The 13,744-nt window shown below is 40.9% G+C and carries 11 protein-coding genes; 6 read left to right on the top strand and 5 right to left on the bottom strand.

All coding sequences use genetic code 11. The features are described from left to right. Positions 1 to 75: 75 nt before the first annotated feature. A complete protein-coding gene (locus FTU79_RS14025; RefSeq protein WP_257224323.1) occupies positions 76 to 1,059 on the bottom strand; it encodes an alpha/beta hydrolase in 984 nt (327 codons plus the stop codon). A 335-nt stretch (positions 1,060 to 1,394) separates the two neighbouring features. Between FTU79_RS14025 and chrA the strand changes: the two genes are divergently transcribed. Then, positions 1,395 to 2,633 carry a chromate efflux transporter gene (gene chrA / locus FTU79_RS14020; RefSeq protein ID WP_180050840.1) on the top strand — a complete coding sequence of 413 codons (1,239 nt, stop codon included), beginning with the start codon at positions 1,395 to 1,397 and terminating at the stop codon, positions 2,631 to 2,633. A 34-nt stretch (positions 2,634 to 2,667) separates the two neighbouring features. Here chrA and FTU79_RS14015 read toward each other — a convergent pair whose 3' ends face one another. Next, a complete protein-coding gene (locus FTU79_RS14015) occupies positions 2,668 to 3,780 on the bottom strand; it encodes an AAA family ATPase (protein ID WP_180004940.1) in 1,113 nt (370 codons plus the stop codon). A 142-nt stretch (positions 3,781 to 3,922) separates the two neighbouring features. Next, positions 3,923 to 5,338: a Si-specific NAD(P)(+) transhydrogenase gene (gene sthA, locus FTU79_RS14010; RefSeq protein ID WP_078190237.1), complete on the bottom strand. Its 1,416-nt coding sequence runs from the start codon at positions 5,336 to 5,338 to the stop codon at positions 3,923 to 3,925. Positions 5,339 to 5,544: 206 nt separating this feature from the next. On the opposite strand from sthA, the gene lipA reads away from it, so the two are divergent. The 3 genes from lipA (at position 5,545) to FTU79_RS13995 (ending at position 10,032) form a co-directional block, all read left to right on the top strand. Next, positions 5,545 to 6,558, top strand: a complete 1,014-nt coding sequence (gene lipA, locus FTU79_RS14005) for a lipoyl synthase (RefSeq protein WP_180004941.1) — start codon at positions 5,545 to 5,547, stop codon at positions 6,556 to 6,558. A gap of 414 nt (positions 6,559 to 6,972) precedes the next feature. After that, positions 6,973 to 9,486 (top strand): acyl-CoA dehydrogenase, encoded by a 2,514-nt coding sequence (locus FTU79_RS14000; RefSeq protein WP_180050838.1) that lies wholly within the window; start codon positions 6,973 to 6,975, stop codon positions 9,484 to 9,486. A 159-nt stretch (positions 9,487 to 9,645) separates the two neighbouring features. Continuing rightward, positions 9,646 to 10,032, top strand: coding sequence for a carboxymuconolactone decarboxylase family protein (locus FTU79_RS13995; protein ID WP_168379173.1), 387 nt, complete (start codon positions 9,646 to 9,648; stop codon positions 10,030 to 10,032). A gap of 104 nt (positions 10,033 to 10,136) precedes the next feature. Here the strand turns inward: FTU79_RS13995 and FTU79_RS13990 are convergent, their stop codons facing one another. After that, positions 10,137 to 10,394 carry a hypothetical protein gene (locus tag FTU79_RS13990; protein ID WP_078190243.1) on the bottom strand — a complete coding sequence of 86 codons (258 nt, stop codon included), beginning with the start codon at positions 10,392 to 10,394 and terminating at the stop codon, positions 10,137 to 10,139. A 186-nt stretch (positions 10,395 to 10,580) separates the two neighbouring features. Continuing rightward, positions 10,581 to 11,759, bottom strand: a complete 1,179-nt coding sequence (locus tag FTU79_RS13985; RefSeq protein WP_180007671.1) for a trypsin-like peptidase domain-containing protein — start codon at positions 11,757 to 11,759, stop codon at positions 10,581 to 10,583. Positions 11,760 to 11,928: 169 nt separating this feature from the next. Between FTU79_RS13985 and FTU79_RS13980 the strand changes: the two genes are divergently transcribed. Both FTU79_RS13980 and FTU79_RS13975 read left to right on the top strand, forming a co-directional pair. Continuing rightward, the gene (locus FTU79_RS13980) at positions 11,929 to 12,687 is read left to right on the top strand and encodes a Nif3-like dinuclear metal center hexameric protein (RefSeq protein ID WP_180007670.1); all 759 of its coding nucleotides are present in this window, start codon (positions 11,929 to 11,931) and stop codon (positions 12,685 to 12,687) included. 156 nt (positions 12,688 to 12,843) lie between these two features. After that, positions 12,844 to 13,470 (top strand): superoxide dismutase, encoded by a 627-nt coding sequence (locus FTU79_RS13975; RefSeq protein WP_078192384.1) that lies wholly within the window; start codon positions 12,844 to 12,846, stop codon positions 13,468 to 13,470. Positions 13,471 to 13,744: the final 274 nt, after the last annotated feature.

The raw sequence follows: 13,744 nt of genomic DNA, 5'->3' as shown, positions 1-13,744 counted from the left end.
CCCAATAAAAAAACCGCCTTCTAGCGGTTTTTTATATCTATGTTGGTATGAATTACGCATCACGCTTTCAACAGATTATTGCGTGACTTTTTGATAAAACGCATCGATTGCATTGACCATTTGATCGAGTCCCGGTTGTTCCAAAGGATAATGTCCTGCGTTTTTTAACATGACGACATCGACTGGAACTTGATGAATCCGTGTTAAAAATGGCTGGCTTAAAGCCAAAGGTGTCCAGCGGTCTTGTTCAGGCTGCGTCAGTAGAATTGGGCAGACATTAAACTGCTCCGGTGGCGTATCATTTTTATAATATAAATACGAATCTAGAAATTTAACCGATACACTATTCCCAGCTGACGTTTTATCTTTTAAAAAGACCTGCAATGCTGCGTCATTATTCACCAAACGATGCATTTTACTTACCCAACGCATCGGCATTGGCAATGCTGATAATGGTGTATGTGCTGTCACATGAGCCATTGGACTGCCCACGCGGCTCATAAATTTATTTAAAGAGACTTGATCACGCACGGTTTGATTTGAAGTGTCTAAAAAGGTCATCCCGACGATGCCTTTGACCTTTTTATTCTTTGCCGCCACGTGATAGGTCAACATACCACCAGCACTGAGCCCATACAAAACGATAGGACGATGATCTTTTTGTAGCTCGGCTTCAATGAGGTCATTACCTGCTTGAACCCAATCATCATAACGAATTTTTGAGCCCTTTTTGACTTGGGTGAGGCCATAACCGGGCATATCAATAGCGATAGTTTCATAGCCACGCTGTGCCAAAGGATAACCCAAAATCATCGACATTTGTCGACCATTTGTTCCCACACCATGAAACAGAATCACCTTCACTTTTGCCTGTGGATTCCGATAAGTATCTAAGTGAACAGTATGACCCTGCCAACTCCACCACTCTTCTTTGGGTCGCTGCGTTTCTGTTAAATGGTATTCTTTGGGTAGATAGTGCTGAATGCCCTGCCAACTGTTTTGATCTGTATAACTTGCTAATGCTTGTGTAGCCGGTAGCTGATCATCTGCAAATGCCATGATTGAAAGTAACGATGCAATGCCACTCATCAACCACTTCAATAAAGCGCTCAAAATTTCTGATAAGGTGTCTGATTTTGGAGAAGTCATTTTTAGACAATTTTTTATGTGTATGTGCTGATGCTAATCAGCGGCGGAAACCGACGCCATGTGCATGTGGGACAGCACTATGTCACTTCGTCCAATTATCTTTTTCCCTGCTAAGCACTTCAAAATATTTTTGAAGCAGGATTTACATACTCCTGCAATAATCAGCCTTTAAGATCTTTTAACTTTCATAATTTTATCCTTTAGAAATTCATAACCTTACTTTTGATTTTAAATATTGGTAACGCATGAGCCAGTCCAAACCACAACGAAACCTTGTCATCTTTCTCACCTTTTTAAGATTAGGGTGTATTGCATTTGGTGGACCTGCGGCACATTTGGTGTTGTTTTTTCAATATTTTGTGAAACAAGAAAAATGGATAACAGAGCATGAATATGCGCATTTGCTTACCTTGGCTCAAGTCCTTCCAGGCCCAACCAGTAGCCAGCTAGGCATGGCGATTGGATTTCAACTCAACCGCTATCAAGGTGCTTGTTTTGCATGGTTAGGATTTACTTTACCTTCAGCCCTGCTGATGTGTGCCGCGGCCACTTTAAGTATAAAACTCAGTAATCAACTCTCAACTTTATTCTTTCATGTTATTCAGTTAATTGTACTAGCCGTTGTTGCATGGGCATTTTGGCAAATGATGCGAAGCTTCTGTAAAACAAAATTTCAGTATCTAGTCATGCTTTTAGCAGCATTTTTTATTTATTTCTTTCAATTTTCTTTAAATCAAGTTTTGGTGATTTTATGCACTGCAATTATCGGTTTAGTTTTATCGTCAAATCAATTACACAGCCAAAAGCCAAATATCGCCGAAACAGTTCCACCCAAACATGACAATTTTAGCCAGAATGCACATGAAAATACTCGCACCTCTTGGCTATGGCTTCTCGCCTTTATCAGCCCTTTTTTCGTTCTGCCATTCTTCGATATACAACATAGCAATATATTGGCTTTCAGCTTAGAAAGCTTCTACCGCACAGCATCCCTCGTCTTTGGTGGTGGACATATTATTTTGCCATTTTTACATCAGGACTTTGTCTCTACAGGACTGATCAGTAATGAAAATTTTGACTTAGGCTATGCCCTTGCACAACTCATGCCGGGACCTTTGTTTAGTTTCGCCGCCTATCTCGGCACACTTTTACCCATGACTGATGTGCTACTCTTAAATGCTGTACTCGCGACTGTGGCGATATTTTTACCATCATTTTTATTATTGTTTGGCTTATTACCGTTTTGGAATAAGTTGATGAAATACCCGATGCTTTTTGGCACCTTAAAAATAATCAATGCAGCTGTCGTCGGTCTATTACTGTGCCTACTATTTCAAATGGGCCAGAAATACATCATTCAATGGACGGACTTTATATTTGTTGCCGTCGTTATTGCTTTACTTCGCAGCAAGCTGCCAGTCTGGTTTAGCTTAATAAGCAGTTTTATCGGCTATTATGCTTTTTTAACTTTTCTACCTTTTTAAACTTAAGCAAAAAAACTATAGCTAAAGGAATAATCTAATCCTCATCGATTAAGCTTGCGCCCTTGACCACGGTCTTCCCCTCGACTTGATCTAGTTGATAATGCTGCACATCACTATACTGTTTGATCATTTCAACCAGTTCATTGGAATGTGTGGTCAACCAAAGCTGCGTATAGCGACTTGCTTCGGCAATCAGCATCGCCAAGGCAGGTAATAAATCGGGATGCAAGCTATTTTCTGGCTCATTCAGTGCCATAAAATTTGGGGGCCTAGGACTCAACAAAGCCACGGCTAAACACAGAAACCGTAAAGTCCCATCTGAAAATTCTGCACTTTCTAAAGGTCTTAAGATCCCTTGCTTTTGCATCATCATTTGAAAGCGCCCACCCATTTCCTGCACATAAAATTGGGTCTGCGGAAAGGCTTTTTCTAGTACTTCAAACAAGGTTTCACTGTTGCCCCGCTCACGCAAGGTTTCAAAAGCCGCAGCTAAATTTGTACCATCATGCGCTAAAACTGGCGAACGAATGCCCACCTGTGGGACACGGATCGGTGAATTTCCACTGACAGAAAACTCATGATAAAAGCGCCAGTTTTTCATGGTCTCACGCACTTGTGAAACTTCGGGATATAAGTGTGGATCGGACAATTGTCCAAACACCGACTCTTCTGGTGTTAATGCCATCGGATAAGCAATCCGTTCTTCATCAACATTTTTAAGAAATGCCGCTTGGTTGGTTCTTTCCAACAACTCGCTCATTTTTCGACGTTGATAGCCGCTTAACCAAATCCCTTCAACTTTGACCAAAGGATCGAGTGCAAACAAGGTGATGAGCGGTTCAGGAAAACCAATTTCAAGTTGATATTCATAATGCTCCATCTCCACTGCAAGCTTCATGCGCTTAGGGTCTTTCGATCGATCACCCGCACGGTGACCACCTGCCCACATGATTTTTTGAATCCCGCCTTCATTTGCAATAGCTTGGGATAATTGGCCATTTGCAGCTTCATGTAGGAGACGTACAGCTTTATATAGATTGGATTTACCACAACCATTCGGACCACTGACAATATTCAGACGCGACAAGGTCAAATTCATATGATGAATAGATCGAAAACCTTGAATAGTCACTGAACGGATCGTCATGGGTTACCTAAAATGAGTTGGAAATGTTGATGATTATAAGTGGATTGCTTGTATATTTTTCATGCACTTTATTCTAACAATAAAAAACCCGCAAGCCGAAACTTACGGGTCTTTCATTGCACAATCTAAGTTAAATTTAACCTTAGAATAAGCGGTTCATACCGTTCAATGTTGCAACACGGTACGCTTCCGCCATAGTCGGATAGTTAAATGTGGTTTCTACGAAATATTTAATCGTATTGTTCGGGCTGTTCATCACGGCCTGACCAATGTGAATAATTTCCGCAGCATTATTACCGAAGCAGTGAACGCCTAAAATTTCTAAAGTATCACGATGGAACAAGATTTTAAGCTCGCCCACGGTGTCGCCCGTAATTTGCGCACGTGCCAAATGACGGAAAGATGCCTGACCTACTTCATACGGAATTTTTTCTTCCGTTAACTGTTGTTCAGTTTTACCAATCGAAGAAATTTCAGGAATGGTATAAATACCTGTAGGAATATCCGTTACAGGTGCAATTCCTTCTTCACCGCTCATGTTAGAACCGGCACAGCGACCTTGGTCATATGCAGCAGATGCAAGTGATGGCCAACCGATTACATCACCCGCTGCAAAGATATTCTCTACTTCAGTCTGATATTGATCATTCACGGTTAATTGACCACGGCTGTTTGGTTTGATGCCTACATTTTCTAGGCCTAAACCATCGGTATTACCAGAACGGCCGTTACACCACAAAATCGCGTCGGCTTTAATTTTCTTACCACTTTGCAAGTGAAGAACCACGTGATCATCATGTGTTTCAAGATGATCAATCTGCTCGTTGTGGCGAATCAGTACACCCTGCTCACGTAAACGATATGACAATGCATCTGAGATTTCATCGTCTAAGTAGCTGAGTAATTTGTGTTGTGTATTGATCAAGTCAACTTTGTGGTCTAGACCAATAAAGATAGACGCATATTCACAACCAATCACACCTGCACCATAAATGATGATTTTTTGGATTGAATAATCCAGATCCAAAATTTTGTCTGAATCAAATACGCGAGGATGATTAAAGTCTAAAGCAGCTGGACGGTAAGGACGTGAACCTGTAGCAATCACTAATTGCTGGAATACTAAAGTTTCCGTCATACCTTCATTGCTAAAAATCAAAACAGTGTTTTGATCTTGGATATACGCACGGCCGTGGAAAATATCAATTTTATTACGGTCATAAAAACGTGAATGAGTTTCAACTTGTTGTTGAATCACTTTATGCGCATTACGTAACACCTGTTTCATCGTGAACTGTTTCCATTCACCGACTTTTTGGAACATAGGGTCACGTTGGTAACGTAAAATGCTTGAAACGGTCTGACGTAATGCTTTACTTGGAATTGTTCCTACATGGGTACAGTTACCACCAAGCTGTTCACGCATATCTACAATAGCAACTCGCTTACCTGATTTAGCAAGTTTCATTGCAGCGCCTTCACCCGCAGGGCCAGAACCCAGAACTACCGCATCGTATTTCACGAAAGTTCCACTAACGACCTCTTTCTTACGTGGCATTCAACGCTCCTTTACAAATATTCTTTAATCTAGGCTGTATTATGACGTATATCCTAACTTTTTTGGATATTTAGCTCACATATATTATGTGATAACCACATTTATTATATGAATATCGTTTTCCCCCTATTTAAGCTCAAGTCCGCTATAATGATCGAGCTAATTTTTTGAATATCTCCTTGTCAAAAACAGTGGAAAAGTTGAATATGTCTGAGAACCGTAAACCTGTACAGGGTGTAAAACTTCGTGGCGCAGAAAAAGTCGCTCGCATACCTGTGAAGGTCGTGCCAACGGTTGAAACGCCTCGTAAGCCTGACTGGATTCGGGTCAAAATGGCTGCCCCTGATGAAGTTCAACGTATTAAAACAACTTTACGCGCACAAAAATTACATACCGTGTGTGAAGAAGCGGCTTGCCCGAACTTACCTGAATGTTTCGGTGGCGGTACTGCAACCTTTATGATTATGGGCGATATCTGTACTCGTCGTTGCCCATTCTGCGACGTTGCGCATGGTCGTCCCAATGCTCTTGACCCAGATGAACCACGTCACATGGCAGAAACCATTGCCAATCTTGGTTTGAAATATGCCGTAATTACGTCGGTCGACCGTGATGACCTAGTTGATGGCGGCGCACAGCACTTTGTTGACTGTATTAAAGAAGCTCGTGACTTGAGTCCAAAAACACTTTTGGAAATTCTAGTTCCTGACTTCCGTGGTCGTATGGATGTTGCCCTTCGTATTATGACGGAGTGTCCACCTGATGTGTTTAACCACAACATTGAAACCGTGCCACGTTTGTATAAAGCAATGCGTCCGGGCTCTGACTACCAACACTCTCTAAACTTATTAAAAATGTTTAAAGAATACTGCCCAGATGTTCCAACCAAATGTGGTTTGATGGTCGGTATTGGTGAAACTGAAGAAGAAGTGATCGCGTTATTAGACGACTTAAAAGCACACGATGTTGACTATGTCACCATTGGTCAGTACTTACAGCCCTCTAAAGAACATGCACCGATCGATCGTTTCGTTACACCTGAAGAGTTTGATCGTTACACAGCACATGGTCAAAAGCTTGGTTTCAAAAACATTTGGGCTGCACCAATGGTCCGTTCAAGCTACTTTGCTGACCGTCAATACTATGGTGAGCCAGTACCTGCGGTACGTCGTAAAACTGATCCTGCAAAGAAAATTGCAGTTCAAACGATTGAAGCTTAATCACGCAAAGATTTAAAACATCGCAAATTAAAGCCCTCATTGATTGAGGGCTTTTTTTGTGGCTTTCACACACACTCAGCCTAATTCGTTTCCAAATATAAGATCTTTCGAAAATAGTGCGTTCCTTAAACGTTATCCAATATATCGAATCATCCAAGTTTACGTAATGTGACATTTTTTTGCCCGATAGGGATTGTATTGTGATTATTTATTAATCAATCTATTGATAACACTTTATTTGCGCTTTCATTATATTCGCACAATTTTCCAATCACACTCACCAGCCGAGTGATGCAATTTTGACAGTCTCATGCACTTTAAAATCAGAAAGACAAAAGATGAGATCATTTTTAAACGCATGTAGGCTGTTTTAAACGCATAACGCTCTGGCCCTTGTCACTGGAGCCATAACAAATGCTATTTATACTCAGTGCAGTACTTTTTATTTTTGCTCTTTGGGCCGTTTTTTTCTTTGAACTTTCACGAGCTGTAGGCGCAATAACACTGATATTTGTTTCAATTGCACTCGCCTTTTTAACCCCATGGTCATTAATACTTGGCATCCCACTTATTGCTTTAAGTTTAGTTGTGTTGATTGACCCACTGAGGCTCAATCTACTCACCAAACCTGCCTATAAAACCTTAGCAAATGCGATGCCGAGTATGAGTACTACGGAACGTGAAGCGTTGGATGCAGGAACAAGTTGGTGGGAAAAAGAGCTATTTATGGGTGCGCCTGATTGGAAAAAATTTGAGGCTTATCCCTATCCACAGCTTAGTGCTGAAGAACAATCCTTCATTGATAATGAAGTCGAGCAACTTTGTGCCATGCTCAACGAGTGGGATATTCACCATAAACATAAAGACCTCCCACCAGAAGCTTGGCAATTCATTAAGGATAATGGTTTCTTAGGATTGGTGATTCCAAAATCTTACGGGGGCCGTGAATTTAGCTCATTTGCACAAAGCCGTGTCATGAGCAAGATTGCATCTCGCTCACTGACTGCCGCAGTCAGTTGTATGGTGCCCAACTCTCTTGGACCGGGGGAATTACTTCTACACTATGGTACCGAAGCACAAAAAGACCGATACCTCCCTGGCCTTGCAAAAGGTAAAGAAATTCCATGTTTTGGACTCACCAGCCCTGAAGCAGGCTCAGATGCAGGCGCTATTCCAGATACAGGTGTCGTCTGTTATGGCACTTTTGAGGGACAACAGGTGCTCGGCTTAAACATGAACTTCTCCAAACGCTGGATTACTCTTGCACCAATTGCCACCGTCATTGGTCTTGCATTTAAGTTATACGATCCAGATGGCTTATTGGGAGATAAAAATAAAACGGAATATGGTATCACCTGCGCGCTGCTACCGGCGAGTCATGACGGTGTCATTACAGGCCCTCGTCATAATCCAGGCTCACCATTTATGAATGGGACAGTTGAAGGTAAAGATGTCTTTATTCCCTTAGACTGGATCATTGGTGGGATTGAAAATGCAGGCAAAGGCTGGCGTATGCTAATGGAATGCTTAGCGGTTGGTCGTGGTATTTCACTCCCTGCATTGTCAACGGCAGCCGGTGAAATGGCATATCTAAATGTCGGTGCATTTGCCAAAGTTCGTCAGCAGTTTAAAATTTCCGTGGGTAATTTTGAAGGTGTACAAGAAGCTTCGAGTGATATCGCATCAGATGCTTATATGCTTGAAGCATTCCGCTATTTGGTGACTTGTGGTTTAAACCAAGGCGGCAAACCTGCTGTAATGACTGCAATGGCCAAATACTATGCCACTGAAACCATGCGTAAAGTAGTCAATCATGGCATGGACATCGTCGGTGGACGTGCCGTGCAAATGGGACCTCGTAATTTTTTAGCTTTGAATTATCAGGCCATTCCTGTGTCAATTACTGTCGAAGGTGCCAATATTCTAAGTCGCTCTCTGATGATTTTTGGACAAGGCTCCATGCGTTGTCATCCATATTTATTTGAAGAGCTACAATTACTTCAAGCCGAAGATAAAAACGCTGCACTCAATACATTCAACGAAATGCTCTTTAAGCACTTGGGCTATACTTTTAACCGAACTGCACGTGCCTTTGCTTATGCGTTCACTGGTGGCCCATCAGACTCACCAGCTTCAGCAGATGAATTTAGCCGCCCCTACTATAAAAAAATTAATCGATTCAGTGCCGATTTCGCGCTGACTGCAGATATGTGTCTTGGCCTATTAGCCGGTGATATTAAACGTAAAGAAATGCTTTCGGGCCGACTTGCAGACATTCACTCTTATTTATTTATCGCGACGGCTATTCTTAAATATTATGAACAAGGTCAAAGAAGTGAAGCTGAACAATTACATGCGCAACTTGCATTAGATAAAGCTTTGTACAATGTTGAAAAAGCTTTCCAGGGCTTATTTGACAACTTCCCAATGCGACTAGCCGCAAGTATAGTAAAAATCATCTGCTTTCCGTTTGGACGAGTTGTTGCTAAACCGACAGACCGTTTAAAACGTGAAGTTGCCACTCAAATGATGCTAGACAATACTTTCCGCCAAGAACTGAAAAAGCACGTGTATTACAGCACAGCAGCAGATGAAGTTTCTGGTCGTATGGAAAATGCCTTTTTACAACTGTTAAAAATTGAACCGCTGTGGAACCAATTTAAAAAAGCTGAATCTAAAGGTCAATTCAAAGGTTTAACTTTTGAAGCACATATAGCCGATGCAATTGCACAAAAAGTCATTACTGCCTCCGAAGCTGAACAGCTCAGCACTTACAACATTCAACGCTATGACAGTATGCTCACAGATGTATTTGACATGCAGCTCATCCACGAACTTGAGCTATCCAATCCACATTTAACCATTTCACCAGAAGTGAAAAAGCAACAACACACTGATGATGAACCAGAAGCCTTCCTGCGTTATTAATCAACTTCTTCATCGATTTTGAGCTTTATTTTTCTCAAAATAAAAGCCATTCCACTGTTAAACAATGGGATGGCTTTTTTATACGACCATCAGCCAATGGTATCGCAGAGTCAAAGGTATAGGCTGTACTGCAAAATTACATCACAGAGGGTTTGCTACATGTCACAACAAGATTATGAAAATGGCTTAAAAGTTCGTACTGAAGTTATGGGTGAAAGTTTCGTTAAACGTGCTCAAGACAATACCGTGCCATTTACTCAACCTTTGCAAGATTGGATTAATGAGCATGCATGGGGTTCAACTTGGCAGCGTGAAGGCGTTTTACCCCGTAAATATCGCTCACTGATTACCATTGCATTTTTAACTGCACAAAAAAGTCCAACAGAACTCAAGGGTCATGTCCGAGGTGCTTTAAATAATGGGGCGACTGTAGAAGAAATTCAGGAAGTGTTACTTCATAGTTTGCCATATTGTGGCGCACCGGCGACTCAAGAAGCCTTTCGTGCGGCACTTGAAGTCATTAATGACTATCAAAAATCTAAATAAGTTACTGCGTTATAAAACGGCTTTAGAAAACTACGATTATCGTGGTTTTCTAAAGGGTTTCATCTTGTTTTTAACTTAGGACCTTAAATGTCGTGAATCCCGAATCAAATCCAGTACACATTAAAATTATAAAAAAATTCATTCACTTCAAATCGAACTTGATATCCCAATTCTGTAAGTTCAGCAGATAAACTTCGAATCTCTTCTAAAGCTAAATGCTTGGGTAAAACCGTAAATACGGCGGTATTCCCCTGTTTGGCATTTTCTTCAATCAGCAAAGCCAAACGTGCCTTATATAAGGCGATATCTAAATTGGCTTGACTGGATAAAACTTTGGCATGTTCTGCGGGTAAAAAGCTCATATTCTTATACGCTTATCTGATTATTATTGCTTATAAATTAAGCCAAATTCAGCAAAGCGTGCAATGCATTTTTGTAATTGATATTTCAATTTCAAAGCGCATTGTTTGGCGCAAACGAAGCTCTTCAAAGCGATATACAAAAAAAGGAACTCAAAAAAAATCCCTCATGAAGAGGGATTTTCTATGCTAGCGGGGTAATGGAATATATTGCGAGTCACTGTTTTGAGTTTGCAGTTTACGCTCTCCCACTTGTACAGGTAATGTCATCGCCTTTCCGTCTCGCTCAATCTCAATTTGCATAGTGCTCAATGGCGCTTGTTGTGCAACGTAATTGATTAAATGTGAGGTCGAGGTAATCAGCTCATTATTCACTTTCATGATTTTATCACCACGTTTTAAACCTGCCTGTGCTGCAGGTCCATTACGAATGACATCTGCGACAATCACACCATTCACACGTGGATCTAAAATATTTTCTTGTTTAATTGGAAGTAAACTAATACCTAACCAACCACGAACCACTCGCCCATCTTTTAAAATAGCGTTCAGCACTTGTTGACATACTTTTGCAGGAATGGCAAAACCAATCCCCAAAGAGCCACCTGACTGCGAGAAGATCGCGGTATTTACACCAATTAAGTTCCCTGCAACATCAATTAAAGCACCACCAGAGTTGCCGGGGTTGATCGCAGCATCTGTTTGAATAAAGTCTTCGTAAGTGTTGATTCCCAAATCTGAACGACCTGTAGCTGAGATAATCCCTTGCGTAACCGTCTGACCCACGCCAAAAGGGTTACCAATCGCTAGGACGACATCACCGACTTCATTGCCACTTAGCTTAAATGGCAAAACCGGTAATTGACTCATTTCAATCTTAATCACAGCTAGGTCTGTATCTGGGTCTGTACCCACAACTTTCGCTTCAGCACGACGACCATCATGTAAAGCCACAACGATCTGATCGGCCTGTGCGATCACGTGGTTATTCGTCAAAATATAGCCATCTGGACGAACAATCACACCTGAACCTAAACTATTTTCGTTTTGATTGGTTTGATCTGGAAGTTGATTACCAAAAAACTCACGGTAAACAGGATCATTTAATAAAGGATGATCCAATTGTTTCACTTTTTGCGTAGTGAAAATATTGACAACCGCTGGAGCAGCAACTTTTACCGCAGCACTATACGAAACTACACCGCCTGTACGCGACGTATCAATGAGAGGCTCAACCTTTTCTGCAGGCATTTTAACCCCATCTGGGGCAATGGGTGCTTTAGGTTTTTGAACCTGTTGCCATGTAAAGAAACCGATGATCACAAGTATTAATAATACCCAAGGTAACCATGTAAAGGTCCGACGCACGTCTATATCCTCTAAATTTTATAATTCATTGATGGCTAAATAATTTATATCGTATTGTAATGTAATATTTTCAACAAACTTAAAAATAAACACAGAGATTTGTGATTCTTTAGTTACAATTTAAACAATCGTAAATTTTGATGCATCTTTTTGAGATTTTGGACAGTATATGGCTCAGTTAAGTGAAATTATTCAATGGTGTGACAGCACACTCAAAGCACATGAATTTAAGGACTATGCTCCCAACGGCTTGCAAATTGAAGGCTCAGCAGAAGTGCATAAAATTTTATGTGCAGTTACCGCGTCACAAACAGCGATTGAAGCCGCGATAGCAGCGAAAGCTGATTTGCTATTGGTACATCATGGTTATTTTTGGAAAGGTGAAGCTTACCCAATCACTGGTATGCGCGGCAAACGCATCAAAAGCCTGATCAAAAAAGATATTTCATTAGTTGGCTATCACTTACCTTTAGATAGTCACCCTACTTTAGGTAATAATGCAGCGATAGCAGATTTGCTCGAATTAGAGAATATTGAAGCCTTAGATCCTACTGAGCGCAATCCTATTGGCAATGTTGGTTATTTAAAACAAGCCATGACTCCAGCGGCGTTTAAAGAGTTCGTTTCTGAAAGATTAGGATTTGATGCCATTCACCTGCCAGCAGATAAACCCTCTATTCAAAAAATTGGTTTTTGTACGGGCGGCGCACAGGACTTTATTGGCAAGGCGGCTGCATTAGATTGTGATGCGTACATTTCAGGTGAAGTGAGTGAACGCACTTTTTATGAGGCTGAAGAATTAAACGTGCATTATTATGCATGTGGACATCATGCAACCGAGCGTTATGGTGTACAACGACTCGCAAAAGCTATTTCAGAACAGTTCAATATTGAGTATAGTTATTTCGAATTAAACAACCCGATTTAATTTAAATCGTCTTGGTCTTTGGCTCAGTCCTTATACGTATATTTTCAGGCTTTATTCTGTATTGTTATTTATAAGCAATGCGCATTTTACTGCAAGAATCTATTACAATAACGGCACTTAATGTCAAAACCCAGCAAAATGCAAGGAATTGAAAACATGACAACGATTACTTTACCAGCGTTACCTTACGGTTACGAAGATCTTGCTCCGCACATCAGCAAAGAAACTTTAGAATACCATCACGACAAACACCACAATACTTATGTGGTTAATCTAAACAAAGCAATTGAAGGTACTGACCTTGCTGGCAAAACTTTAGAAGAAATCATCACTGCTGTTAAAGGCGATGCTTCTAAAGCTGGTATCTTCAACAATGCAGCCCAAGTATGGAACCACACATTCTACTGGAACTGTATGGCTAAAAACGGTGGCGGTAAAGCTACTGGCGCTTTAGCAGCTAAAATCGACGAAGCTTTCGGTTCTTACGAAAAATTCGCTGAAGAATTTGCAAATGCTGCTGCAACTCAATTCGGTTCAGGTTGGGCTTGGTTAGTTGCTGACGAAGTAAACGGCAACCTTTCTATCCTTAAAACTTCAAATGCTGACACTCCACTTGCTCACGGTAAAGTTGCTGTGTTGACTATCGACGTTTGGGAACACGCTTACTACATCGACTTCCGTAACGCTCGTCCTAAATACATCTCTACTTTCTTAGAAAGCCTAGTGAACTGGGACTATGCAAACGCTAAATATGCAGGTCAAGCTGCTGGCGTTGAAAAATAAGTTTTAAAACTTATTCAAAAGTCAAAAAAATCACCCTTTTAGGGTGATTTTTTATGCTTTAAATATCATACTGCCACAACAAACAATATTACACAAAAGAATGAATCAAGAGCCATTACTAATCATAAAAGCAAAATATACCAAAATATTAGGGTCTGTTGACATTTGCTGTTCAAAAAAATAGCGAGAAAGTAAAATTTAATCGCCAAACCAAACTTACTTCTCGCTATGCCTCGAACTATGCTGAATGATCAACACTGGTCTAAGCTGAAAC

Source organism: Acinetobacter sp. YH12144 (assembly GCF_013418345.1).
GTDB classification, from domain to species: Bacteria; Pseudomonadota; Gammaproteobacteria; order Pseudomonadales; family Moraxellaceae; genus Acinetobacter; species Acinetobacter amyesii.
Note: the sequence above shows the minus strand (reverse complement) of the source record. Positions and strands in the feature narration are given on the sequence as shown.

Bases quoted from the DNA above. Each gene is read 5' to 3' on its own strand.
- lipA (WP_180004941.1), top strand. From the start codon at position 5,545: ATGTCTGAGAACCGTAAACCTGTACAGGGTGTAAAACTTCGTGGCGCA.
- sthA (WP_078190237.1), bottom strand. From the start codon at position 5,338: ATGCCACGTAAGAAAGAGGTCGTTAGTGGAACTTTCGTGAAATACGAT.
- FTU79_RS13975 (WP_078192384.1), top strand. From the start codon at position 12,844: ATGACAACGATTACTTTACCAGCGTTACCTTACGGTTACGAAGATCTT.
- chrA (WP_180050840.1), top strand. From the start codon at position 1,395: ATGAGCCAGTCCAAACCACAACGAAACCTTGTCATCTTTCTCACCTTT.
- FTU79_RS14025 (WP_257224323.1), bottom strand. From the start codon at position 1,059: ATGGCATTTGCAGATGATCAGCTACCGGCTACACAAGCATTAGCAAGT.
- FTU79_RS14000 (WP_180050838.1), top strand. From the start codon at position 6,973: ATGCTATTTATACTCAGTGCAGTACTTTTTATTTTTGCTCTTTGGGCC.
- FTU79_RS13980 (WP_180007670.1), top strand. From the start codon at position 11,929: ATGGCTCAGTTAAGTGAAATTATTCAATGGTGTGACAGCACACTCAAA.
- FTU79_RS13990 (WP_078190243.1), bottom strand. From the start codon at position 10,394: ATGAGCTTTTTACCCGCAGAACATGCCAAAGTTTTATCCAGTCAAGCC.
- FTU79_RS14015 (WP_180004940.1), bottom strand. From the start codon at position 3,780: ATGACGATCCGTTCAGTGACTATTCAAGGTTTTCGATCTATTCATCAT.
- FTU79_RS13995 (WP_168379173.1), top strand. From the start codon at position 9,646: ATGTCACAACAAGATTATGAAAATGGCTTAAAAGTTCGTACTGAAGTT.